We start from the raw sequence: 22,840 nt of genomic DNA, 5'->3' as shown, positions 1-22,840 counted from the left end.
GTGTCAGGGTCAGGCGAGCGCGCCGGTTTGTCCGGCAGGCCGCCTCGGGTGTCGATGCCGCGAATGAAGCCGCTCGCGATCAGTCGTCGAATTGCGTAATCCGGATGATGCCCGTGTCGTTCTCGTCGCCGCACGGCGCTTCGTCGAACGCAATATCGCCGAGCGGATCGGGCTGCCCCGTCGCGCGCAGATTCTTGAAGTCGTGAAGGTTCGTATCCATCAAATGCGACGGCACCACGTTCGACAGCGCACTGAAAATCGATTTGATGCGCCCGGGATGCTGCTTCTCCCACAGGCGAATCAGCGACTTCATCTCGGCACGCTTCAGGTTCGGCTGGCTGCCGCACAGCGTGCACGGAATGATCGGGAACTGCTTGTACTCCGCGTAGCGTTCGAGATCCGATTCGCGCACGTAGGCGAGCGGGCGGATCACCACGTTCTTGCCGTCGTCCGACTGCAGCTTCGGCGGCATGCCCTTGAGCTTGCCACCGTAGAACAGGTTCAGGAAGACGGTCTCGATGATGTCGTCGCGGTGGTGGCCCAGTGCCACCTTGGTCGCCCCGAGTTCGCCCGCCACGCGGTAGAGAATGCCGCGACGCAGGCGCGAGCACAGCGAGCACGTGGTCTTGCCCTCGGGCACCACGCGCTTGACGATCGAGTATGTGTCCTGATTCTCGATGTGGAAATCCACGCCGATGGAACGGAAGTAGTCGGGCAGCACATGTTCCGGGAACCCGGGCTGCTTCTGGTCGAGGTTGACGGCAACGATCGAGAAGTCGATCGGTGCACGCTCGCGAAGCTTGAGCAGGATGTCGAGCATGGCATAGCTGTCCTTGCCGCCGGACATGCACACCATCACACGATCGCCCTGCTCGATCATGTTGTAGTCGCCAATGGCCTGTCCCGTCAGACGGAACAGCCGCTTCTCGAGCTTGTTGTTCTCGAACGCGAGCTTCTGCGCTTTCTTCACGCTATCGGGGGCGACGTTTCCGGTCGCGACCAGCGGTGCGCCGGTCTCGGGCATGACGGCACTCATGTCAAACATCCTTCATCTTGAACACTTCGATGCCGACCGAGTGGCAATCGGGATAGACGTCGGGCTTCTCGGTCGACACGCCCACGGCGCGCACACGCGGATGCGCGAGCAGCGCACTCGCGACGTCGTCGCACAGGGTTTCCTGCAGGTGGATGTGGCCCAGCCCTACGCGCTTGGCAATGGTCTCGCGCATGAAGTCGTAATCGACCACTTCGTCGAGCTTGTCCGCCAAGGGCGTGCTCTCGGCGAGCGGCACGAACAGTTGCACATTGATCAGCACGCGCTGCTCGCCACGCTTCTCGTAATCGTGCACGCCGATGTTGACGAACACTTCATAGTCGCGCAGGAACATGCGACGGCAGTCCATCAGGCGAGGGTGGGAAAGAGCGCTATGCATTTTGAAAACTCTTAATGACAATCAACGAGACCGGTCGGCATCGGCCGGCTCGGTCAGAAATTTCACGTCACGCGATGAACTCGCGAGATGTTGCCCACCATCGACATACAACACGGTGCCGGTCACCGCAGGCGCGTCGGCCAGATACGCCACCGCCTGCGCGATGTCCTCCGGCGTCGACGATGCGCCCAACGGCGTGGCCGCATGTGCCGCCGCAAAGCCCGTCGGGGTCTGGTCGACCGACAGCAGCGTCACGCCCGGCGCCACGCCGACCACGCGCAAGCGGGGCGCGAACGCCTGGGCAAGCAACGTCGTGGCCACCGCCAGCGCGGCCTTGGACAGCGTGTACGACAGGTAATCAGGGTTCGGATTCGCCAGCTTCTGATCCAGCAGATTGACGACGACGCCTCGCCCCGACTCGCCCAATGCGGCATGCATCTCGCGCGCGAGCACGAGCGGTGCGCCCGCATTCACGCGCATGTGGCGCTCCAGCGCCTGATAGCCGAAATCGCCCGCGCTATCGTACTCGAAACGCGAGGCATTGTTGACGAGGCAAGCGGGCACGCCCAGCGCCTCGGCACACCGGCCGATGAGCCCGGCCGTGGCGGCTTCATCCGCCAGCGATGCCTGCAACGCGACCGCCCGGCGCCCCAGCGCCTCGATGGCCGCGACGGTCTCGAGCGCCTCGTCGTGCGAACGCTCGTAGTGAACCGCGACGTCCCACCCCACACCGGCGAGCCGCAGCGCGATCGCGCGGCCGATCCGACGCGCGCCACCCGTCACGAGCGCGACACGTGGCACCGACGGCACAGCCGGCGTGCAGGCGGCATCACCTGCGGCGGACGTAGGGCGTGGCGTCGATGCAACGGTCATGCGGCGAATTCCTGTCAGAGGGCGGTTGGGTCGATGCACTTCGGACGGCGATGGGCTTGGATCCATGCTCGGCGCCGTCGCTCGCGACGCCCTCGCGCGGCATCCATGCAGCGGACATGCACCGCAAACACTGGCGAAAACCGCGAAAAAACGACTGAAAATTGACGAAAACTGTCAAAAATCACCCAGAAATCGTCCGCAGACACGTCAATGCCAACCAAAGCAGCCAGCCGACAGTGTCTCCGCTACAATGCCCGCATGAATCAGGCCGCACCGAAACCCCATAGTTTACCCGTTCCCGAGCCGGACGCGCTCGAACACTCGCGCCGCCTCACGGCCTATCTTGCCGACGCCATCGACGCGGCCGGCGGCTGGCTGCCGTTCGATCGCTTCATGGAACTGGCCCTTTACGCGCCCGGCCTCGGCTACTACGCCGCCGGTGCCGCGAAATTCGGGCGCCTGGCCGCCGACGGAAGCGACTTCGTCACGGCGCCGGAGCTCACGCCGTTTTTCGCGCGCACGCTGGCCCGTCAGATCGGTGAGATCTTCGAACAGACGGGCGACGCACAGGTGCTCGAATTCGGCGCTGGGTCCGGGCGTCTGGCGGCCGACTTGCTGCTCGCGCTCGACGCCGAAGGCACGCCCTGCGAGCGCTACTCGATCATGGAACTCTCCGGCGAACTGCGAGCGCGCCAGCGCGAAACCATTGCCCGCGCCGCGCCGCATCTGCTCGATCGTGTCACGTGGCTCGACCGGTTGCCCGACGCCTTTCACGGCGTGATGCTCGGCAACGAAGTGCTCGACGCCATGCCGGTGCGCCTGTGGACACGCCGCCCGGACGACACTGGGCAGCCCGTCTGGTTCGAACGTGGCGTAGTGCGTACGCAAGACGGTTTCGCCTGGGACGCCCATCGCCATACCGGCCCATTGCCGCAGGCCCTCGACGCGCTGGCCGATCTGCCGCCGACGCAGGAATATCGGACGGAGACCCACGAAGCCGCCTCGGCATTCGTGCGCAGCGTGGCGCCCCTGCTCGCGCGCGGCGTCTTGCTGCTCGTCGACTACGGCTTTCCCGCGCGCGAGTACTATCATCCGCAGCGCGCAGACGGCACCTTGATGTGCCACTACCGCCACCACGCGCACGACGATCCGTTCTATTACCCCGGCTTGCAGGACATCACGGCTCACGTGGAGTTTTCAGGGATTGCCGATGCCGGCGTCGAAGCCGGTCTCGATCTGCTGGGCTTCACCTCGCAAGCCCGATTCCTGATGAACGCCGGCATCATCGAGCTGATGAGCGCACTCGATCCGTCCGATCCGAAGGTGTTCCTGCCGGCCGCCGCCGCCGCGCACAAGCTGCTCTCGGAAGCCGAGATGGGCGAACTCTTCAAGGTCATCGCGTTCGGTCGCGGCATGGACGAGTGGGCGGGCCTGCTCGGCTTCGCCACCGGCGACCGCAGCCACGCCCTCTGACACCCCTTCACCGCGAGGCCACACCGATATGTTTCGCTGGATGTTCACGATTTTCATCGCGATCTGCATCCTCTCGGCGGCCTCGCCGTGGCTCACCAAGCTCGGCATTGGCCGGTTGCCCGGAGATCTGCGCCTTCGCTGGCGCGGCCGCGAAATGGTGTTCCCGTTCGCCTCGACCGTCGTGCTCTCGCTCGTCTTCAATCTGCTGATCCGCCTCCTGTAGTCACTGGCGAGCGACGCAACACCTGTTGCAACATCCGCCAACCCCGCACGCGCCTCTCGGTTTCCCCCGGCGCCGCCAGCCCCCCGCTCCGCGCGTCCACCCGCAGCCCCGATCCGCCGCCGATCGTCGGCCCGACGCATGTCTGCGCGCGTCGCCGTCATCGCGGCGCGCCGGACGGCAGCCATCGCTAGGGTTAACTACGATTTGATCATTTGTTGCAAAAAAATTACTATGCAACAAATGATTCAATCACGAATCAAAGTGAGGCCATTTCAGGAGCAGGACATGATCAAGATGCGATTGACCGGGATGATGCTGGGCGTAGCGATGGGGTTCGCGACGGGAGCGGCGTTGGCGCAGCCCGCCTCGGAGACGCTGCAGAAGATCGAGAGCAGCGGTGTGATCTCGATTGGGCATCGCGAGTCGTCGATTCCGTTTTCGTACTACGACAACAATCACAACGTCATCGGTTATTCGCAGGACCTGTGCAACAAGGTCGTCGATGCGGTGAAGACGCGCCTGAAGAAACCTGACCTGCAAGTGCGCTTCATCCCCGTTACCTCGCAAAACCGCATTGCCCTCGTGCAGAACGGCACCGTCGATATCGAGTGCGGCGTGACGACGAACCTGAAGGCGCGCCAGGCGCAGGTCGATTTCTCGAACACCTTCTTCGTCGCGGGCACGCGGTTGCTCGTGAACAAGCACTCGGGCATCAAGGACTTCCCGGATCTGGCGGGCAAGCCGGTCGTGACCAATGCGGGCACGACGTCGGAGCGCATCCTGAACAGGATGAACAACGAGAAGAAGATGAACATGAGCGTGATCTCGGGCAAGGACTATGGGGAATCCTTCACCATGCTCCAGGGCGGTCGCGTACAGGCGTTCATGATGGACGATGTGCTGCTCGCCGGTGCGCGCACGATGGGCCGCAACCCCGACGACTGGGTCGTCACGGGCACGCCGCAATCGTTCGAAGCCTACGGTTTCATGATGAGACACGGCGACGCCGAGTTCAAGAAGCTCGTCGACGATACGCTCGCCGGCGTGATGAAGAGCGGCGAGATCAACACGATGTACAAGAAGTGGTTCGAATCGCCGGTGCCGCCGAAGCAGATCAACTTCAACTTCGCGATGAGCGAACAACTCAAGCAGATCTACGCGAATCCGAACGACAAGGCGTTCGAGTAAGCGACCCTCGTTTGTCGCGGGCATGCGCAGACGCGAACGTCTCGCATGCCCCGGGCGACTCAGCGCCCCTCGCCCCCAGCCCCGCCGCCTCGACGGCATCGATTCTTGCGGCTTGCACGGCGTCGCGAATCTTCACAGGGTTGTCGGCATACAGTCGCGCCACCGCGCCCGCATCGATGCTGCGCGCCGCGCCCAGCGCCGCCATCAACCGATCGCGTTGCGGATAGGGTGCCGTGGCGAAATCCCCGCCGCGTCCACGCGCATCGGCTTCGCAAGCCTGAAGTATCTCCACGAAGCGGTCGGGCTTGCGCAGGGCGTCGCACCGCTCCAGCAGACGCACGAGCGCCGCCGCGCCAAACTTCGGACTCGCGTGGATGTTGCCGTGCTCACGTGCCACGACCTGCGCCAGCTCACGGCAATCGACCGGCACGCGCAAACGCGCGCACAAGGGCTTGAGCAAGTCGACACTTCGTCCCTCGTGCCCGATGTGACGCGGCAATACGTCTTCAGGCGTCGTGCCTTTGCCGAGATCGTGCGTGAGGGCGGCGAAGCGTACCGGCAGCGAATAGCCCTGCGTCGCGGCGTAGTCGAGCACCATCATCACGTGTACGCCGGTGTCCACTTCGGGATGGAAGTCGGCGCGCTGCGGCACCCCCATAACCGGGCCACCTCGGGCAGGATGCGATCGATGGCGTCACATGCGCGCAAGACATCGAACATGCGCGACGGCCGATGCTCCATCAGCCCGCGTGAAATTTCCTGCCAGACGCGCTCGGCCACCAGCGCATCGACCTCGCCGTTGGCCGTCATCTCGCGCATGAGCGTGAGCGTCTCGTCGGCCACCGAAAAGTCCGTGAAGCGCGCGGCAAAACGGGCGCACCGAAGAATCCGCACGGGATCTTCCGCGAAAGCCTCGCCGACGTGGCGAAACAGCCTCGCCTCCAGATCGCGCCGGCCGCCATAGGGATCGACCAGTTGATCCGACAGACTGCCGTCGGGCATGACTTCGCGCGCCATCGCATTGATGGTGAAATCGCGTCGCACAAGGTCTTCTTCGAGGGTGACTTCGGGGGCGAAGTAGAACGAAAATCCGTGATAGCCGCGCGCCGTCTTGCGCTCGGTGCGGGCGAGCGCGTACTCGGCCTGCGTCTTGGGATGCAGAAACACCGGGAAGTCGCGGCCCACCGGTTTGAAGCCTTGCCGCACCATCTCCTCGGGCGTCGCGCCCACCACCACGTAGTCCCGATCCTTGACGGGCAAACCCAGCATGGCGTCGCGAATCGCGCCGCCAACCGCATAAATCTTCATGGACGCGCTTCGTAGTAAGCCACACGCTGCGTCTCGCCGCGTCCCGCAGCCACCCACGCCTGCACGGCCGCCACTTCGCGAATGCGATTGGCATACGCCTGTGCGCGCGCCGACAACGCGGGCTCGAACGTTGCGAAACGCATCACCACCGGGGCGTAGAACGCATCGGCAATAGTGAAGTCGCCAAACAGGAACGGGCCGTCGTGGCGCGCGAGGCAATCCTCCCAGATCGCTTCGATACGACGGACATCGGCAAGCACCTCATCCGTCGCGGATGCCCCCGGCCAATGCACGCCGACGTTCATCCACATATGCGTGCGCAGGGCGGTGAATCCGCTGTGCATCTCGGCACAAACGCTGCGCGCATGGGCTCGCGCTTCACGCGACTTCGGCCATAGCGGCAGATGCGGATAGCTCTCTGCCAGGTACTCGCAGATGGCCAACGAGTCCCAGACGGTAATGCCGTTATCGATCAGGCACGGGACTTTACCGGTGGGCGAATAGCGCAGAATCTGTTCACGTGAGTCGGGCTGCGCGAGCCAGACGTTGCATTCTTCGAAGGCGATGCCGAAGTGCTTGAGCACGACCCACGGACGCATCGACCACGACGAGTATCTCTTGTTGGCAATGATCAGTTGCATGAAGACGTTCCTTGCGCGCATGACGCATCGGGGAGTGACGCGCCGGATTGAAAAGAGTGAGGTGTCAGCGCCCCGCGTAACGCCGGTAGTCCGACAGACGACGCTCCTCGTTATCGCCGTCGAGATAATCGACGGCAATCTCGAGCCCATTCGGCGTAAGCCCGAGTTCGGGCGCCAGAGGGCCGCTCATGACGTTATCGACACGCATCGAATCGAGGTTGTCGCGCGTGATGATCGGCTCGCCCGGCAGCCTCTCGAAGAAAGCGGCCTGCAGGCGCGCGGCGCCCTCCGGCAATGGCAGGATCGGCCGCTCGCAGCCGCACGCGGCGCCCGCAAAGCGAACGAGTGCTTCGAGCGTGTAGACCTCCGGGCCGCCCAGTTCGTACGTCTTGCCAAGCGTGGCGTCGTTGTCGATCGCACTCGCGAAGGCCTGCGCCACATCCATCACGTAAATGGGCTGAAAGCGCGCCGTGGCGCACGCGAGCGGCACAAGGGGCAAACGCCGCTGCAGCGCCGCGAAGGTATTCAGAAAGTGGTCGCCCGGACCGAACACGACCGACGGACGAAAGATCGTGACGGGAATCCCCGTCGCTCGAATCGCAACTTCGCCGTCGCCCTTCGAGCGCTGGTACATGCTCGGGCCATTCGAATCGGCGCCCAGGGCGCTCATGTGGATGAGCCGCGCGATGCCCCGGTCGCTGCACGCTTGCGCGATCTTGCGCGGCAGCTCGACGTGTGCGCGCGCGAACGCGCGGCCATAGGGCGTGCCTCGGTCGCTGTGCAGAATGCCCACGAGATTGATGACCGCGTCGCTGCCCGCGATCACAGGCTCCAGCGCGCGCGGATCGTGCACGTCGCATTCGACGAGTTCCACACCCGGCAGCACGCCGAGCGCCTTGGCGGCGTCGACACGCCGCGTTGGCAGGCGCACGGCGTATCCCATCGACACCAGCCGGGCAACCAGATGGCTGCCGACGAAGCCGGTGCCACCCACGACACAAACGTTATGGCGCATGCGTCACCTCCGCGACATGACGGTGGGTTCGCGGCTCCGACCGCTGCCGGGTCACTGGGGCAGAATGATGCCGAGCCGCTCCTTGAGCGATTGCGGACGACCCGTGATCAGGGCCGAGTAGTACGTGGTGTTCGACAACACGTTCTCGACATAGGTGCGCGTCTCGTTGAACGGAATCGTCTCGGCGAAGATGGCCCCCTCGACCGGACGATCCAGCGTGGAGCGCCACGTGCGCGGACGTCCCGGGCCGGCGTTGTAACCGGCCGACGCCAGCACCGCCGAGCCGTCGAACTTGTTGTAGATATCCGCCAGATAGCTCGTGCCCAGACGGATATTCGTGTCGATGTCGTGCATCATGCCCGGCTGGTAATCCATGCCGATCTGCCGCGCGACCATCTTCGCGGTGGCCGGCATGATCTGCATCAGACCGCCTGCCCCGACCGACGAGCGGGCATTGATGATGAAGCGCGACTCCTGCCGGATCAGCCCGTAGGCCCACGCTTCGTCAAGATCGACGGCCGCGGCCAGCGGCTCCACCTTGTCGCGGAACGGCATCAGGTAGCGCAGCGCGAAGTCGTGTTCGACCTTCGTGCGATCGGCCGTGTTGACCGTGCGGTCGAACAGTTCGATCTGGTTAGCGTACTGCGCGGCGGCGAGCAACTGGCGGTCGGTCATGTTGCGCAGTTCCCAATTCCACTCGCGATTGCCTTCGAAACGCAAACCGAGATCGTAGAACTTCGCGGCGCGCCGGAAGCCGGCGTTCGCCCGGTTCGCATCGACCTCGGCCTGGGTGACGGTCGTGCGCGGTGGCAGCGACGTCTTGTTGCCCAGTTCCTCGTTCGCCAGTTGACCGTAGAAGTTGGGCTGCATGGCGATCTTCTGGAATTGCGCACGCGCCGCATCGCCCTTCCCGGCTTCGCGCAGTGCACGCCCGTACCAGTAAGTCCAGACACCGTCGTCGCGCAACGCCGCCGGCATCGCTTCAATACCGGTGCGCACGAGATTCCAGTCGCCCGCGCGCAGCGCCGCACGAATCTTCCACTCCTGCGCCGTCGCCGAGAGCTTGGCGTTTCCGGCCTGACGGTACCAGGTGATGGCCATCGGATTCTGCGACAACGCCCCGCGCATGCCGATGCTGCCCCAGCCGATGGCGCGCTCGTCCGGCGACAGACTGTCCGCGACGCTGGAGAAACTGCTCGCCGCCAGCATGGCGTCGCTGCGGGCCATGCGCACGACGGCGAGCAGCGTGAGCTGGCGCGACGCTTCCGAGCCGTCCACCCCACGGGCGAGGATCTGCGCCGGGCGCGTGGCGGCCAGGTCGAGCAGGCTGTCGTCCGGGCGCGCGGCGCCCAACGCATCGGCGATCTGCTTGCCGAGCGAGGTGTAGTTTTCCTCGTAGGCCAGACGGATCTGGTGCCAGACCTCCTTGCGCGGCAACTGGCCGCTCGCGGCCAGCGTATTGATCATGTCGACGCAACCCTCGCCGTAGTATTTCGGCGTGGTCAGCAATTCGGTGGCGGCCTGCGTGACATTTTCGCCACGCGCGGCACGCGACATCAGCGCGTAGCATTTGACCTGCGTGTCGTCGTCGAGCACGAACTTCGGATATTCGGCATCGAACGTCTGCCAGTCGTGGCGCTTGCCCAGCACCAGCAGCCAGTCGTTGCGCAGACGGTCAGCGATCGCCTGACCGTCATACGTGCGCAAGAAGGCGCGGATATCATCGTCGGGCGCATCGATGAGCGCCTTGCCCGAGCGGTCGAACATGCGCGGCTTGATCTGGAAGTACTGGACGTAAGACGGCACATCGTAGCCGGAGAGCATGGCCGCGAGCGCCGTGGCGCGTGGCGCGTCGTTGGCGCGGGCCGCTTCGCGCAGTTGCACGAAGATGTCGTCGGGCGAGCGCTGCGAAAGCTGATCGGCAGATACCGTTGAACGGCTTGCCGCCGAATGCGCCTTGGAACGACCGGTTGCCTGGGTCGTGCTGCAAGCAACGAGCGTGGCAGCGGTCAGGGCCAGCGCAACGGCGCGATATACTCGGGTCAAACGATCTGACATCTTCGGGGGAGCGTCGGGTAAAAAGTGAATCCAAGCATAGCACGGGACCCCGCCCAACCGGCGGCCCAAACGTCCGGAAATGGGACCGAATCGGTCGCCGGAAAGGCACGTTTGCGCAAGGCCTTGCTCGACACGCGCACCACGCTCGCCGGACGCGCCGGACGCGACGCCGCACTCGCCGCCCGGCTGGCCGATGAGCTGGCGCGTCGCGCGCCGCGCTGTGTCGGCTTTTACTGGCCGATCCAGGGCGAATTCGACGCCCGCGAAGTCATCTCGGCATGGCTCGCGCAGGCGTCGCCCAAGGGGTTGCGCCTGGCCGCATTGCCGGTCGTGACCGCCCCGGCCGCGCCGCTCGTCTTTCACCGCTGGACCCCCGATGCCCGCATGACGGAAGGCCGCTACCGCATTCCCGTGCCGCTCGAGGCCGACGTGCTCGTGCCCGACCTGCTGTTGATTCCCTGCGTGGGCTTTACGCGCGACGGCCTGCGACTCGGCTACGGCGGGGGGTTCTACGACCGCACCCTGCATTCGATGTCCCCGGCCCCGCAAACGCTCGGCATTGCTTACGACGCACTCGAAATCGAAGGTCTCACGGCCGAAGCCCACGATCTGGCGCTCGACGTCATCGTGACCGAATCGACCACCTTCACGCGCGCCGACGACAACCGTCACGAATCCAGGACCCCCTCGCCATGACAACGCTCAAGATCCTGCCGCTCGGCGACAGCGCGCTCGTGTGCGAAGCGGGCACCTCGCCCACGCTCGCGTCCCAACGCCGCGTCTGGCACACGGCGGCCCTCGCGAAGGATTGGCCTCACGTGCGCGACGTCGTGCCCGGCATGAACAACCTCACGCTGGTGTTCGACCCGTTGGCCACCGATATCGACGTGCTGAGCGAGCGCCTGCGTGACGCCTGGCAGACGCAGCCCGTCGCCGGGGAAGTCGGACGCGACATCGAGATCCCCGTGCACTACGGCGGCAAGCACGGCCCAGACCTGGCCGACGTGGCGAAACACGCACGTCTGCAACCGAAGACGGTCGTGCAACGTCATACCGCACCGGAATACATCGTCTACTTCCTCGGTTTCCAGCCGGGCTTCGCCTATCTGGGCGGGCTCGACGAGTCGATTGCCACGCCACGCCGGGCCGAGCCTCGCCTGTCGGTACCGGCGGGGTCGGTCGGCATCGGCGGCAACCAGACCGGCATCTATCCGCTCGCCTCCCCCGGCGGCTGGCAAATCATCGGCCACACGTCCAGCGCGCTGTTCGACCCCACCGCGACACCGCCCGCCTTGCTGGCGCCGGGCGACCGTGTGCGCTTCACCATCGCGAGTCTCGACCTGTGATCGATATCCTGCGTGCCGGCCTGCTCACCACGGTCCAGGATCTGGGCCGCTCCCGTCTGCGTGAATTCGGCATTGCCAGCGGCGGCGCCGTCGATGCGCTGGCCTGCGCCGTCGCCAACCGTCTTGCGGGCAACGACCCCAACGCCGCCACGCTGGAAATCACGATGGGGGCGTGCGTGTTGCGCTTCGCGAGCGCGACCCTCGTGGCGCTGGCCGGTGCCGATTGCCATGCCGATCTCGACGGCGTCCCCGTGTGGTCGTGGTGGCGCTTCCCCGTCGCGCGCGGTCAGACATTGACGTTGCGCCCGGCACGCTTCGGCATGCGCACGTATCTGGCCGTGGCGGGCGGCGTCGATGTCCCCGAGACACTCGGCTCGCGCAGCACCGATCTGGCGGCCGGCTTCGGCGGCTTCGAGGGCCGTGCCCTGCGCGACGGCGACCGCATCGCCATCGGGCAACCCAGCGCCGCCGCGCGCAAGGCCGCGCCGTTGGGGTACGTCCGCCGGTGTGGTTGTCCGATCCGCTGGCGCACCGCGTGCGGGTGCTGCCCGGTCCGGAATACGACGACTTCATGGCCGCCTCGCACAAGGGCTTCTGGGAGCATCCCTGGCACGTCACGCCCAACAGCAACCGCATGGGCTATCGGCTGTCGGGCCCGGAGCCGCTCGCGCGCAAGAAAAATCGCAACCACGATCTGCTCTCGCACGGTGTATTGCCGGGGGTGATTCAGGTGCCACCGTCGGGGCAGCCGATCATTCTGATGGCCGACGCCCAGACCACCGGCGGCTACCCGAAGATCGGCGTCGTGATCGGCGCCGATCTGTGGCGGCTCGGACAGGCGCGGCTCGGCAGCACATTGTATTTTTCGGAATGCAGCGGCGCCGAGGCGCGCGAAGCGCTGCACGAACAGCGACGCTATCTGGCCCAGATCGAGCGCGCGCTCGCGTGGCACGATCACGGCATTCTGACGACGTCGCGGCGGCCGGCCATTTCGCGCAAGGCCTGACGCCACGCCCGCGCATCGTCGTCCCCCGCAGGAGAATCCCGGATGAAAATCGATCTTAACGTCGACCTCGGAGAAGGTTGCAACTACGACGAAGCACTCCTCGCCCAGGTCAGCTCGGCCAATGTGGCGTGTGGCTGGCACGCGGGCGACGCGGGCACGATGCAGCAGGTGGTGCGCTGGGCGCTGGCGTGCGGCGTGGCCATCGGCGCGCACCCGAGCTTTCCCGACCGCGAAAATTTCGGCCGCACGGAAATGCAGCTTCCGCTGGACGACATCCGCGCGGGCATGTTGTATCAGATCGGCGCCCTCGCCGCGATAGTGCGCGCCCAAGGCGGCTGGCTCTCGCACGTCAAGCCGCACGGCGCGCTCTACAATCAGGCGGCGCGCGACCCGGCACTGGCCGAGACGATCGTCGAAGCCATTCGCGCGTTCGACACCGACCTGGCGATTTTCGGGCTGGCGGGCGGCGAGTTGGTGAAGGCGGCGCGGGCCGCCGGCATGCAGGCCGTCGATGAAGTCTTCGCCGACCGGGGCTATAACCCGGACGGCTCGCTGGTCAAACGTGGCACGCCCGGCGCGTTGATCGAGCGAGAGGAAGATGCGCTCGCCCAAACGCTGATGATGGTGCGCGAGCAACACGTGCGCGCCATCGACGGCACGCTCGTGCCGATTCGGGCGCAAACCGTCTGTCTGCACGGTGACGGCGAACACGCGCTCGACTTCGCGCGGCGCATTCGCGGCTTCCTGCTCGACGAAGGCATCGACGTCGCGCCGGTTCATCTGACCTGACTTCGCCGCCATCACAAGTCAAAAAAACGCCGTCCGAGGGCAGTTCAGATCCCCCGGACGGCGTTTTCATTTCGATGCCGGCAAGCATCAGCACCTGCGCGGCACAGCGTTAGCGCCAATTGTGCCGATTTTGCCGATCGCCGCTTGATCGCCGTTATTGGCCGAGCGTCGGCATGACGAGCGACGACGCGGCATTCGCCGGACGTCCCTCCGACCAGCGACGCGTGACCACCTTCGAGCGCGTGTAGAAGCGTACCGACTCGGGTCCGTAGATGTGTTGGTCGCCGAACAGCGAATTGCGCCATCCGCCAAACGAGAAGTACGACACCGGCACCGGAATCGGCACGTTCACGCCCACCATGCCGACTTCGATCTCGTCTTCGAAGCGCCGCGCGGCACCGCCCGACGTCGTGAACACCGCCGTGCCGTTGGCGTACGGATTACGGTTGATGAGCGCGATCGCTTCCTCCAGCGTCTTCACGCGCACCACGGCCAGCACTGGCCCGAAAATCTCGTGGCGATAAATCGACATCTCCGGCGTCACGTTGTCGAACAGGCACGGGCCGATGAAGAAGCCGTCGTCGCGCTGTGCGACCTTGAGGCCACGGCCGTCCACCACGAGCTTCGCACCTTCGCCGACACCGGCGTCGACATAGCCGCGCACCTTGTCGCAATGCGCGCGGGTAATCAGTGGCCCCATCTGCGCGACGGGGTCGGCACCGTCGCCGACCGGCAGCGACGTCGCGGCTTGCGCCAGACGCGCCACCAACGCGTCCGCCACGTCGCCGACGGCCACGGCCACCGAGATGGCCATGCAGCGCTCCCCCGCCGAACCGTACGCGGCGCCGATCAGCGCATCGACGGTGAAATCGAGGTCGGCGTCCGGCATCACCACGCCATGGTTCTTCGCGCCGCCGAGCGCCTGCACGCGCTTGCCGTGCGCCGACGCCGTGCTGTAGATGTATTGCGCGATCGGCGTCGAGCCGACGAACGACACGGCGTTCACGTCGGGATGCGTGAGCAGCGCATCGACCGCCGCCTTGTCGCCGTTCACGACGTTGAGCACACCGTCGGGCAGCCCGGCGTCCTTCGCCAGGCGCGCGAGCAACAGCGCCGCCGAGGGCACCTTCTCCGACGGCTTGAGCACGAAGGTGTTGCCGCAGGCGACGGCCATCGGGAACATCCACAGCGGCACCATCGCGGGGAAGTTGAACGGCGTGATGCCCGCGCAGACGCCGACCGGCTGGTGAATCGAATACGTGTCCACGCCCGTGCCCACCTGCGGCGCGATCTCGCCCTTGAGCAACTGCGGGATGCCCATGGCGAATTCGACCACTTCGATACCGCGCGTGACTTCGCCGCGGGCGTCGTCGAGCGTCTTGCCATGTTCCTGCGTGATCAGTTGCACAAGTGCTTCGCGATGCGTTTCAAGCAGCTCGCGGTACTTCATCATCACGCGGGCGCGCTTCATCGGCGGCGTGGCGCGCCAGCCGGGCAAGGCGGCACGTGCGGCGGCCACCGCACCGGCGACATCCGTCGCGCCGCCCAGGGCCACCTGACGGATAACTTCGCCGGTGGCCGGGTTCGTCACTTCGCCGAAGCGACAATCGGCTTCTCCAGACGCGACGCTTGCGCCGCCAATCCAATGCTCGATACGTTCGGTGCTCACTCGTTGATTCATGTCGATGTCCGTGAAAACGCTGTCGGTGGGCGAGCGTCCGCCCGAGGCGGGCGTTCGCCCTGACTGTCTGATGGATGGCGGGGCGTCGCGCGGCGGCCGCCCAGCCTTGCGGTGGATGTCGCTTACGCCGTCTCGCGAATGGCTTCCGCCACGATGCCGAACAACTCGTCGATCTGCGCTTCGCTGATGATGAGCGGCGGCGAGAACGCCAGGATGTCGCCCGTGTAACGCACCAGTGCTCCCTTCTCGAAGCACTTGACGAAGATTTCGTGCGCGCGTGCGCCTGGCTTGCCGTCGCGGTTGGACAGCTCGATGCCGCCGACCATCCCGAGGTTCCGGATGTCGATGACGTTCGGCAGATCGCGCAGACCGTGAATGACCTTCTCGAAATGCGGCGCAAGCGTTGCTGCGCGTTCGAAAAGGCCTTCACTCTTGTACAGATCGAGCGCGGCGCACGCCGCGGCGGCGGCCAGCGGATGACCCGAGTAGGTATAGCCGTGGAAGAACTCGATCGCGCCCGAGTTACCGGCGTCGACAATGGTGTCGTGCACGCCCGTCTTCACCGCGACGGCGCCCATCGGAACGGCGGCATTGTTCACGCCCTTGGCCATCGTCATGATGTCCGGCGTCACGCCGAAATACTGGGCGGCGAACGGCTTGCCCAGGCGGCCAAGTCCGGTGATGACTTCGTCGAAAATCAGCAGAATGCCATGCTTGTCGCAGATCTCGCGCAGCTTTTGCAGATAGCCCTGCGGCGGCACCAGCACGCCGGTGGAACCGGCGAGCGGCTCGACGATCACGGCGGCGATGGTCGAGGCATCGTGCAGCGTCACCAAACGTTCGAGTTCGTCGGCCAGATGGGCGCCCCAGGCCGGCTGCCCCTTCGTGAAGGCCGCTTCCTTGATGTTGAGCGTGTGCGGCAGATGGTCGACCGCCGGCAGCAGTTGCCCCGAATAGGCCTTGCGGTTCGGCGAGATGCCGCCGACCGAAATGCCGCCGAAGCCTACGCCGTGGTAACCGCGCTCGCGGCCGATGAGGCGCGTGCGCTGGCCTTCGCCGCGCGCACGATGGTAAGCCAGGGCGATCTTCAAGGCGGTGTCGACCGACTCCGAGCCCGAGTTCGTGAAGAAGATGCGATCGAGCCCCTGCGGCGTGATGGCGGCAATCTTGCTCGCGGCCTCGAACGCCTTCGGGTGTCCCATCTGGAACGTCGGCGCAAAGTCCATCTCACCGGCCTGCTGACGGATCGCCTCGACGATCTCGGTGCGGCAGTGGCCGGCGTTCACGCACCACAGACCGGCGGTGCCGTCGAGAATCTTGCGATTGTCCGACGACGTGTAATACATGCCCTCGGCCTTCACCAACAGACGCGGCGAGCTTTTGAACTGGCGATTGTTGGTGAACGGCATCCAGAACGCCGTCATGTCTAGATTCAGGTCTTTCATGTTCATCGCGGGTCTCCCCAGGGCTTGGCTCGGTCAGGACGTCCCGCGGCCCGCATCGGGATGCGCCACGGGTGGATGGGATCGATCCTACGAGAGGTCGACCGATACAGACATGTACAGTCACTCGGAAAATGTATATTCTGTATCGGTCAATCGTCTCAACTGTATTGGCAACAGCCAATGCCGCCCCGCCATCATGGTCCAGCCCCTCGCCTTTTCCCTGAACCGCGCCCAGCCGGAAGCCCTCGTCGACCAGATCGTGCGGGAGGTCGAGCGTGCGCTACAGCGTCAGACCCTGCACGGCGGCATGCGCATGCCGTCGATCCGTTCGTTGGCCAAGGCGCACGGCATCAGCACCTTCACGGTGGTGGAGGCGTACGACCGGCTCGTTGCGCGCGGCACGCTGGTGGCCCGGCGGGGCGCGGGATTCTTCGTCGCGGGGGCGGCCGACGCGCACGATACCGGGCCGGCCAGCCCGGGGGGCACGCTGGCCGTGGGTGCCGCCGCGAGTGAAGTCACCAATGCATGGCTGCTCTCCGAGATATTCGCGGACGACACCATCGCCGTGAAAAGCGGCTGCGGGTGGTTGCCCGACAGTTGGCTTGACGAAGACGGCCTGCAGGGTGCGCTGCGTTCGCTCGCGAAGGGGCCGGGCGCGCATTTCGCGCACTACGGGCATCCGTTTGGGTACGGAGCGTTGCGTCAATGGCTGGCGCGGCGTCTCGGCGAGTTGTCCATCGACGCGCCGCCTGAAAACATCGTGCTCACCCACGGCGCAACACAGGCGCTCGATCTGATCGTTCGCACACTGCTCAAGCCGGGCGACACTGTGCTGGTCGAGGCTCCGGCGTACTGTAACTTGCTGGCGGTGTTGCGTCTGGCGGGTCTGAATGTCGTGGGCATCGAGCGCACGGAGGCAGGTCTGGATCTCGCGGCGCTGGAACAGGCGGCGCAGACGCACCGTCCGCGCGCGCTGTTCGTGAATCCGGCGTTGCAGAATCCGTTGGGAACGTCGCTTACACCGGCGGCGGCGCATCGCATTCTGCAGTGCGCCGAGCAGCACGGCTTCTGGATCGTCGAAGACGACATCTATCGCGAGTTGGCGCCTGCGGGCACACCGTCACTGGCGGCGATGGATGGCCTGTCGCGCGTGATCTACGTGTCGAGTTTCTCGAAGACGATATCGCCGTCGGTCCGCGTGGGCTATCTGGCGTGTTCGCGCGATCTGGCGCATGAGATTGCGCGCAGCAAGATGGTCGCGGGCCTCACGTCCTCGGAAATCAACGAGCGCATCGTGCATGCGATTCTCACCGAGGGACGTCATCGCAAGCACATCGAACGTCTGTCGGATCGGCTGACGCGTTCGCGTGCGCGTCTCATCACGCAGTTGCAGTCGCACGGGGTGACACTGCTGGCGCAGCCGGAAGGCGGGATGTTCGTGTGCGGCAGCTTGCCGGAGACGGCGCAACCGGCGCGCGAGCTGGCCGAGGCGGCGCTGTCGGAGAGCATCATGTTGGCACCGGGCGAGTTCTTTCTGGCTCACAACGAGCCCTGCCACTGGTTCCGCTTCAACGTTGCCTATTCGGACGACGCGCGCCTGTTCCGCTTTCTCGATCAGGCGGCGGCGGGGAAGTTGGCGGCATGACGCTATGCGTCGGCCGATGGGATCTGGTGGGTGAGATCGCCGGTCGGCCGTCGACGACCAACCGACCAAGGCTCGCCAGCAATGTCAGCTTCGCCGTTACTTGGCAGCGCTGTCGACGAAGGCGGCAGTATACGTCTTCGACAAGTCGATGTCGGCCGCTTTCACCGCGGGCATGATCGCGGACAGCACCCTCAGCACGGCTTGCGGCCCCCCCGCAGGCATACGCCCGTCGCTCGTGAACATCGGCAAAAACGACTTCATCGAAGCAACATACAGTGCCTTTTTGCCGGTGTAGTAGTTGCGCGGCAACTGATCGACGATTTGCTCGGCACTGTGAGCATGGAGGTATCGCAGTGCGCCGACAATCGCTTTGACCAGCCTTCCCGTCTCGTCCCGATGTGTCTCGACCCACGCCGTGGGCATGTAAAGGCATGCCGCAGGATAGATGTCGCCGAGGGCATCACGCGTACCCGCTTCGGTGCGCAGGTCCACCAGCACTTTGGCCTCGCCCGTCAATAGCAGTTCAACCGCGGTAGGATCGGTCGTCATACCGGCGACGATCAGATGTTGCCGCATGGCGGAAATGAAAGTCTTACCGGCATCGACCGGTACCAGCCGATAATCGTCTCTATCAAGACCCACTTTGCTTGCAAGATATTGGGTCAGGAAATCTGTCGACGAACCGAGCCCGGTCACGCCTAACGATTTGCCCTGAAAGTCGATCAGCGAGCCAATCTTCTCTTGCTGGGTGGTAGAGACCAGCTCTACCTCGCCAGGCACGTCGGAGAACTGCACGACGGATTCGACTTCGATCCCCTTGCTTTGCAGATCGATTGTGTGGTCGTAAAAACCCGCCACGCCCTGTACCGATCCCGCGATCATCTCGTTCTCTGCATTGACCCCGGCCGGCTCCGTTACGACGGCGACATCCAGCCCCTGCTGCGAGAAGTAGCCAAGTCGTGTCGCCAATATCACTGGCAAATAGATGATCTTGTCCTCGCCGCCGACCATGATCGTAATCTTCTCGGCGGCTTGGACGATGCTCGCGAACGAACAGCATCCGACCAACATGACCGTCGTGACGGCAATACGCCTCAAAGTGCTCATGCTTTTTCCCGTGTACGCAATATAAAGTCTGGCGGCATCGCTGCAAGGCATGCAGTCTGTATCCGGGTGCGCGCTATGTTCCGCGTGCCGGAAACCGGACAACGGCACTGAGTCCGACGCCGCCCGGTCGGCTCGACAACTCAACGACACCGCCGCAAGCCTTTGCCGCCTCGTTGACAATGGCGAGGCCAAGCCCGAACCCGTTATTGTCGGAAACGTTTCCGCGGCTGAAGCGCTCGAAGACATGCGGCTTCAGTGTGTCCGGTATGCCCGGACCCGTGTCGTCGACCTGCAGAATTGCGTACGCGTCCGCGAGCCCTGCGTGGACGGTCACATTGCCGCCGCGCGGGGTGTAGCGCACCGCGTTATCCACAAGATTGAAAAGTAGCGCATGGACCAGGGCTGGGTAAGACATCACGCAGACGTCCGCGCTGCTTGAGCTCAACCCGAGATCGATGCCCCTGTCATCCGCCAGCAACGACAGGTCGACCAGTACCTGCTGCGTCAGCTCAAGCAGATTCACATTCTGACGCGGCAGATGGGTGCCGCGAGCGGCTTCCGCGTGGGAGAGACTCAGCAACTGGTTGATGAGATCCTTGAGACGCCGGGTACATGCCCTCACGGCGCGCAGCGTTTCCTTCAACTCGGGATCCACGGCAAGGTGAGCGGCGTAGTCGAGTTGTGTGCTGACAAGCGCGACAGGCGTGCGCAACTGGTGGGCCGCGTCTGCGACAAACCTCTTCTGTATGTTGACCTGTGCGGTCAGACGCGTTGCGTATTGGTTGATCGTCTCGACGATGGGTTGCAGCTCGCCTTGCAACCGCACCGTGTCCAGCGGCGTCAGATCGTCCGCTTCGCGCGCCTCCAAATCTCTGCGAAGCAACAAAAGCGGCCTCAGTTCGAGCGTCAATCCGACGATCATGAGCGCCAGCGCCACCGCGAGCAGCACCGACTCCTGAATGAGGACAGGCCGCCATAACGTGGCAATTAGACGGTGGAAGGCATTGTGGCCCTCGGCTACACTCACCGATACCGATATCGTGCGTCCGTTCCTGTATACGCGGCGCATCAATGTCACCATGCGCAGGCTATTGCCGCGGTACGTTATATCGCTATAAGAAGGCCCGCCATTATCCGGTGCAACGCCTTCGGGCAGATCCGGCCAGCCGGCGAGCAGTTCGCCAGGCGTTGCGCGCACCTGGAAATAAACGCGATCCCGCGCTCTTGAAGCGAACATCCTGAGTGCCGCCGGCGGTGTTTCTGCGCTCAATCGCTCGTCCTGCCAGCGCACCTGCCCGGCCATCACCTCGGCGGACGCGAGCAGCCGGCGGTCCTGAACCAGGCGCGCGGTGCTGCGCGCATTCTCCAACGACAGTCCGGCCATCAACGCCAATACCAGGGTCATGGGCACCAGAACCCACAGCAGCAGGCGAACGCGCAACTGGTTCATGTCGTTGCGCCGGCATCGCGCAACAAGTAGCCCAAGCCGCGCAGCGTGAGGATACGTGCCTGGGAGCCCGCAAGCTTGCGGCGCAGACGGTGCACGTAGGTCTCGATGGCGTTTTCGCTCGCCTCGCTGCCAAGATCGAATACCTTGACCATCAATTGCGCCTTCGTCACCGTCTTGCCTTGGCGCAACATCAGCGTTTCAAGCACATCGTGCTCGCGCAGCGTCAGTTCGAGCGGCAGGCCCGCTGCCCGGAACTCGTGGGTATCCAGATCGAACTGCAGATCGGCGCACTGCACGATCGATTGGCTGCTACGCCCCCTCCTCCGAATAAGCGCCTTGATGCGCGCAACGAGTTCCCTCAGCTCGAACGGCTTGTCCACGTAGTCATCCGCACCGTGATCCAGACAGTCGACCTTGGCGTCGACCGATGCGTTGGCCGTCACGACCAGCACCGGCATATCGTTACGCCGCCGGCGGATGTTGCGCAACACGCTACGCCCATCCATGCCCGGCAGACGAAGGTCGAGCAACAACAAATCGTACTGCGACTGCTCGATGTGATGAATGGCTGTCGAGCCGTCATGCACGCACTCGACAGTAAAGCGCTCTGCCTGCAATGCCTTGCTGAGCCAGAGCGCAAATTCCAGGTTGTCTTCTACCAGTAGTAGTTTCATCGAGCTATCCAACAGTCCACACCGAAACTGTGTCGGCAATCCGCCTCCGGTTGCGCAAAACAAGCGACAGGACAGCGGCGGGTCGCACGTAGCTGGACGAAACGTCGCTTGCAGAGATCACGAATCTCGCAAAGGACGGTGATCGATGATCCCGGGTTTCTCGGCTCGGGGATATTCGACTGGCCAAGCGACGTCGGACTTCAAGTCGTCTTGGCGAAGCCGCGGCTGGGGCGCGTTTCACCCGAGTGCCGCACTTGCGTCGAACGTTCGTCTCGCACAGTTTCCTCGCGGTCGCTCAGGCTGCGCCGATCAGGAGGTATCCGCGCAAGCGCAGACAGCTCCTGTCAGACGTCATTTTTTGCGGAAAAGGGCATTTGGCAGCAAATTACGTGCCCCTTCCGATTCCGGCAATCGGTTATTTCCCTCCCTTGGCTTCGCTCGCCAGCAGCGTATTGGCTTTGATCGCGAAGTCATTTGTGTACGTCGCATCGAGATTGATCGGTTTAACGATCTTGCCGGCCAGCTTTTCCACGGCGAGGACAGTCTCGGGGCCGCCCTTCGGCATCAGGCCATCCGGCAGAAACTGGCCCTTGTCCTGCTCGAGCGCTTTGATGTATTCATCCTTGCTCGACAGTTGATTGCTGACGAAATCCTTTGGCAGATGATCTGCGATCTCCGCGGCGCTATGCGTATGGATCCAGTGCATGGTGGCGACCATCGCGTTGACGACGGCCTGCGTTTCGACCGGGTGTGCCTTGACCCACTCGCCTCGCGCAAGCACGCTGGCCGTCGGCCAGTAGCCGCCCAACCACTTGTTGACGCCCGGACCGGTGGCAAGGTCGATCGCAGAGTAGCCGAGATGCATTTTCTCGACGGCGTTGACGGTCGGCTGGGTCGTCATTCCGCAGACGATTCGGTTGTGCTTGAGCGAACCGATCAGGGTCGGCCCCGCCCCAACGCCCACGCGGGTGAAGTCTTTTGACGTCAGGTGGTAGCGGGCAGCAAGGTAGAGCGTCAGGTCGTCGGTTCCCGATCCGACGTCGGTCACGCCCACCACTTTGCCTTTCCAGTCAGCCGGCGTCTTGACGCCGGCGTTGGTCGCACACATCTCCCGCTCGCCCGGCGCGCCGCTGAGCTGGACGATGCCGATCACGTTCTTGCCATGCTGCTGGAAATCGATGGTGTGCAGGTACCACGCCCCCGCCATCTCGACCTGCCCGGACACGACAGCGTCTTCCGCGCCCACACCGCCGGCCTGCTCCGTGCTCAGTTGCATGTCAACGCCGTACTTCTTGAAGAAGCCAAGATTCTGCGCGAGTTGGTACGGCAGATAGATCTGCTTGTCGATCCCGCCGATCATCATGCTCACTTTGGGTAGCGTGGCCGCCATGGCGTGACCGCTGATCAGGCCCACGGCGCACAGCACGCCCGCCAAAAGCTTTACTGCGTGTGATTTTTGCTTCATGACTCTCATCTCCTTGGATA

The 22,840-nt window shown here is 64.4% G+C and carries 19 protein-coding genes and 2 pseudogenes; 8 read left to right on the top strand and 13 right to left on the bottom strand.

Annotated elements, in window-relative coordinates:
• Positions 1–79: 79 nt before the first annotated feature.
• From ttcA to DRB87_RS01610, 3 genes are read right to left on the bottom strand one after another with little or no spacing between them, the layout of a single operon-like run.
• Positions 80–1,024 (bottom strand): tRNA 2-thiocytidine(32) synthetase TtcA, encoded by a 945-nt coding sequence (ttcA, locus tag DRB87_RS01620; protein ID WP_130027662.1) that lies wholly within the window; start codon positions 1,022–1,024, stop codon positions 80–82.
• Positions 1,025–1,037: 13 nt separating this feature from the next.
• A complete protein-coding gene (locus DRB87_RS01615) occupies positions 1,038–1,433 on the bottom strand; it encodes a dihydroneopterin aldolase (RefSeq protein ID WP_130024615.1) in 396 nt (131 codons plus the stop codon).
• Positions 1,434–1,454: 21 nt separating this feature from the next.
• On the bottom strand, positions 1,455–2,306 hold the full coding sequence (locus DRB87_RS01610) for an SDR family oxidoreductase (RefSeq protein ID WP_240756140.1): 852 nt from the start codon (positions 2,304–2,306) through the stop codon (positions 1,455–1,457).
• Between the two features lie 258 nt (positions 2,307–2,564).
• Here DRB87_RS01610 and DRB87_RS01605 point away from each other — a divergent pair, with 258 nt between their 5' ends.
• The 3 genes from DRB87_RS01605 (at position 2,565) to DRB87_RS01595 (ending at position 5,190) form a co-directional block, all read left to right on the top strand.
• Positions 2,565–3,779, top strand: a complete 1,215-nt coding sequence (locus DRB87_RS01605; protein WP_130024614.1) for a class I SAM-dependent methyltransferase — start codon at positions 2,565–2,567, stop codon at positions 3,777–3,779.
• A 28-nt stretch (positions 3,780–3,807) separates the two neighbouring features.
• On the top strand, positions 3,808–4,002 hold the full coding sequence (locus tag DRB87_RS01600; RefSeq protein ID WP_017235747.1) for a DUF2905 domain-containing protein: 195 nt from the start codon (positions 3,808–3,810) through the stop codon (positions 4,000–4,002).
• Between the two features lie 294 nt (positions 4,003–4,296).
• Complete coding sequence (locus DRB87_RS01595; RefSeq protein WP_206100096.1) at positions 4,297–5,190, top strand: glutamate/aspartate ABC transporter substrate-binding protein; 894 nt, start codon at positions 4,297–4,299, stop codon at positions 5,188–5,190.
• Positions 5,191–5,272: 82 nt separating this feature from the next.
• On the opposite strand, the pseudogene DRB87_RS01590 reads toward DRB87_RS01595, so the two are convergent.
• The 4 genes and pseudogenes from DRB87_RS01590 to DRB87_RS01575 form a co-directional block, all read right to left on the bottom strand.
• Positions 5,273–6,498: pseudogene (locus DRB87_RS01590) on the bottom strand (multifunctional CCA addition/repair protein); the annotation flags it as partial.
• Positions 6,495–7,139 (bottom strand): glutathione S-transferase family protein, encoded by a 645-nt coding sequence (locus tag DRB87_RS01585; protein ID WP_130024612.1) that lies wholly within the window; start codon positions 7,137–7,139, stop codon positions 6,495–6,497. The gene DRB87_RS01585 and the pseudogene DRB87_RS01590, both read right to left, overlap by 4 nt.
• Before the next feature lie 64 nt (positions 7,140–7,203).
• Positions 7,204–8,154 carry a complex I NDUFA9 subunit family protein gene (locus tag DRB87_RS01580; RefSeq protein ID WP_130024611.1) on the bottom strand — a complete coding sequence of 317 codons (951 nt, stop codon included), beginning with the start codon at positions 8,152–8,154 and terminating at the stop codon, positions 7,204–7,206.
• 51 nt (positions 8,155–8,205) lie between these two features.
• Positions 8,206–10,212: a lytic transglycosylase domain-containing protein gene (locus tag DRB87_RS01575; protein ID WP_130024610.1), complete on the bottom strand. Its 2,007-nt coding sequence runs from the start codon at positions 10,210–10,212 to the stop codon at positions 8,206–8,208.
• A gap of 24 nt (positions 10,213–10,236) precedes the next feature.
• Here DRB87_RS01575 and DRB87_RS01570 point away from each other — a divergent pair, with 24 nt between their 5' ends.
• The 4 genes and pseudogenes from DRB87_RS01570 to pxpA all read left to right on the top strand — a co-directional run bounded on the left by DRB87_RS01570 (position 10,237) and on the right by pxpA (position 13,353).
• On the top strand, positions 10,237–10,908 hold the full coding sequence (locus DRB87_RS01570; protein ID WP_370363339.1) for a 5-formyltetrahydrofolate cyclo-ligase: 672 nt from the start codon (positions 10,237–10,239) through the stop codon (positions 10,906–10,908).
• Positions 10,905–11,558, top strand: coding sequence for a 5-oxoprolinase subunit PxpB (pxpB, locus tag DRB87_RS01565; RefSeq protein WP_130024608.1), 654 nt, complete (start codon positions 10,905–10,907; stop codon positions 11,556–11,558). Before DRB87_RS01570 ends, pxpB begins: the two co-directional genes overlap by 4 nt.
• Positions 11,555–12,564: pseudogene (locus DRB87_RS01560) on the top strand (biotin-dependent carboxyltransferase family protein). The gene pxpB and the pseudogene DRB87_RS01560 overlap by 4 nt, the downstream one beginning before the upstream one ends.
• A gap of 42 nt (positions 12,565–12,606) precedes the next feature.
• On the top strand, positions 12,607–13,353 hold the full coding sequence (gene pxpA, locus DRB87_RS01555; RefSeq protein ID WP_130024607.1) for a 5-oxoprolinase subunit PxpA: 747 nt from the start codon (positions 12,607–12,609) through the stop codon (positions 13,351–13,353).
• Between the two features lie 154 nt (positions 13,354–13,507).
• Here the strand turns inward: pxpA and DRB87_RS01550 are convergent, their stop codons facing one another.
• Together DRB87_RS01550 and DRB87_RS01545 are read right to left on the bottom strand one after the other, a co-directional pair.
• Positions 13,508–15,034: a CoA-acylating methylmalonate-semialdehyde dehydrogenase gene (locus tag DRB87_RS01550; protein ID WP_206100055.1), complete on the bottom strand. Its 1,527-nt coding sequence runs from the start codon at positions 15,032–15,034 to the stop codon at positions 13,508–13,510.
• Between the two features lie 122 nt (positions 15,035–15,156).
• The gene (locus DRB87_RS01545) at positions 15,157–16,485 is read right to left on the bottom strand and encodes an aspartate aminotransferase family protein (RefSeq protein WP_130024606.1); all 1,329 of its coding nucleotides are present in this window, start codon (positions 16,483–16,485) and stop codon (positions 15,157–15,159) included.
• Positions 16,486–16,675: 190 nt separating this feature from the next.
• Here DRB87_RS01545 and DRB87_RS01540 point away from each other — a divergent pair, with 190 nt between their 5' ends.
• Entirely contained in the window at positions 16,676–18,124 is a 1,449-nt protein-coding gene (locus tag DRB87_RS01540; RefSeq protein WP_130024605.1) for a PLP-dependent aminotransferase family protein, read from the top strand.
• A 96-nt stretch (positions 18,125–18,220) separates the two neighbouring features.
• On the opposite strand, the gene DRB87_RS01535 is transcribed toward DRB87_RS01540, so the two are convergent.
• The 4 genes from DRB87_RS01535 to DRB87_RS01520 all read right to left on the bottom strand — a co-directional run bounded on the left by DRB87_RS01535 (position 18,221) and on the right by DRB87_RS01520 (position 22,820).
• Positions 18,221–19,231 carry an ABC transporter substrate-binding protein gene (locus DRB87_RS01535; RefSeq protein ID WP_130024604.1) on the bottom strand — a complete coding sequence of 337 codons (1,011 nt, stop codon included), beginning with the start codon at positions 19,229–19,231 and terminating at the stop codon, positions 18,221–18,223.
• Between the two features lie 73 nt (positions 19,232–19,304).
• Positions 19,305–20,681, bottom strand: a complete 1,377-nt coding sequence (locus DRB87_RS01530) for a sensor histidine kinase (RefSeq protein ID WP_130024603.1) — start codon at positions 20,679–20,681, stop codon at positions 19,305–19,307.
• On the bottom strand, positions 20,678–21,355 hold the full coding sequence (locus DRB87_RS01525; RefSeq protein ID WP_130024602.1) for a response regulator: 678 nt from the start codon (positions 21,353–21,355) through the stop codon (positions 20,678–20,680). The genes DRB87_RS01530 and DRB87_RS01525 overlap by 4 nt, the downstream gene beginning before the upstream one ends.
• A gap of 415 nt (positions 21,356–21,770) precedes the next feature.
• Positions 21,771–22,820 carry an ABC transporter substrate-binding protein gene (locus DRB87_RS01520; RefSeq protein ID WP_130024601.1) on the bottom strand — a complete coding sequence of 350 codons (1,050 nt, stop codon included), beginning with the start codon at positions 22,818–22,820 and terminating at the stop codon, positions 21,771–21,773.
• Between the last annotated feature and the right edge of the window lie 20 nt (positions 22,821–22,840).

Origin of the sequence: Pandoraea sp. XY-2 (assembly GCF_004193915.1) — a bacterium.
GTDB lineage: Bacteria > Pseudomonadota > Gammaproteobacteria > Burkholderiales > Burkholderiaceae > Pandoraea > Pandoraea cepalis.
The sequence above is the reverse complement of the archived record's forward strand: the minus strand, read 5'-3'. Positions and strand labels throughout refer to the sequence as shown.

Coding starts and splice junctions, on each gene's coding strand:
- DRB87_RS01530 (WP_130024603.1), bottom strand. CDS start 20,681: ATGAACCAGTTGCGCGTTCGCCTGCTGCTGTGGGTTCTGGTGCCCATG.
- DRB87_RS01525 (WP_130024602.1), bottom strand. CDS start 21,355: ATGAAACTACTACTGGTAGAAGACAACCTGGAATTTGCGCTCTGGCTC.
- DRB87_RS01585 (WP_130024612.1), bottom strand. CDS start 7,139: ATGCAACTGATCATTGCCAACAAGAGATACTCGTCGTGGTCGATGCGT.
- DRB87_RS01535 (WP_130024604.1), bottom strand. CDS start 19,231: ATGAGCACTTTGAGGCGTATTGCCGTCACGACGGTCATGTTGGTCGGA.
- pxpA (WP_130024607.1), top strand. CDS start 12,607: ATGAAAATCGATCTTAACGTCGACCTCGGAGAAGGTTGCAACTACGAC.
- DRB87_RS01545 (WP_130024606.1), bottom strand. CDS start 16,485: ATGAACATGAAAGACCTGAATCTAGACATGACGGCGTTCTGGATGCCG.
- DRB87_RS01540 (WP_130024605.1), top strand. CDS start 16,676: ATGGTCCAGCCCCTCGCCTTTTCCCTGAACCGCGCCCAGCCGGAAGCC.
- DRB87_RS01610 (WP_240756140.1), bottom strand. CDS start 2,306: ATGACCGTTGCATCGACGCCACGCCCTACGTCCGCCGCAGGTGATGCC.
- DRB87_RS01575 (WP_130024610.1), bottom strand. CDS start 10,212: ATGTCAGATCGTTTGACCCGAGTATATCGCGCCGTTGCGCTGGCCCTG.
- ttcA (WP_130027662.1), bottom strand. CDS start 1,024: ATGCCCGAGACCGGCGCACCGCTGGTCGCGACCGGAAACGTCGCCCCC.
- DRB87_RS01580 (WP_130024611.1), bottom strand. CDS start 8,154: ATGCGCCATAACGTTTGTGTCGTGGGTGGCACCGGCTTCGTCGGCAGC.
- DRB87_RS01605 (WP_130024614.1), top strand. CDS start 2,565: ATGAATCAGGCCGCACCGAAACCCCATAGTTTACCCGTTCCCGAGCCG.
- DRB87_RS01600 (WP_017235747.1), top strand. CDS start 3,808: ATGTTTCGCTGGATGTTCACGATTTTCATCGCGATCTGCATCCTCTCG.
- DRB87_RS01520 (WP_130024601.1), bottom strand. CDS start 22,820: ATGAAGCAAAAATCACACGCAGTAAAGCTTTTGGCGGGCGTGCTGTGC.
- DRB87_RS01550 (WP_206100055.1), bottom strand. CDS start 15,034: ATGAATCAACGAGTGAGCACCGAACGTATCGAGCATTGGATTGGCGGC.
- pxpB (WP_130024608.1), top strand. CDS start 10,905: ATGACAACGCTCAAGATCCTGCCGCTCGGCGACAGCGCGCTCGTGTGC.
- DRB87_RS01595 (WP_206100096.1), top strand. CDS start 4,297: ATGCGATTGACCGGGATGATGCTGGGCGTAGCGATGGGGTTCGCGACG.
- DRB87_RS01615 (WP_130024615.1), bottom strand. CDS start 1,433: ATGCATAGCGCTCTTTCCCACCCTCGCCTGATGGACTGCCGTCGCATG.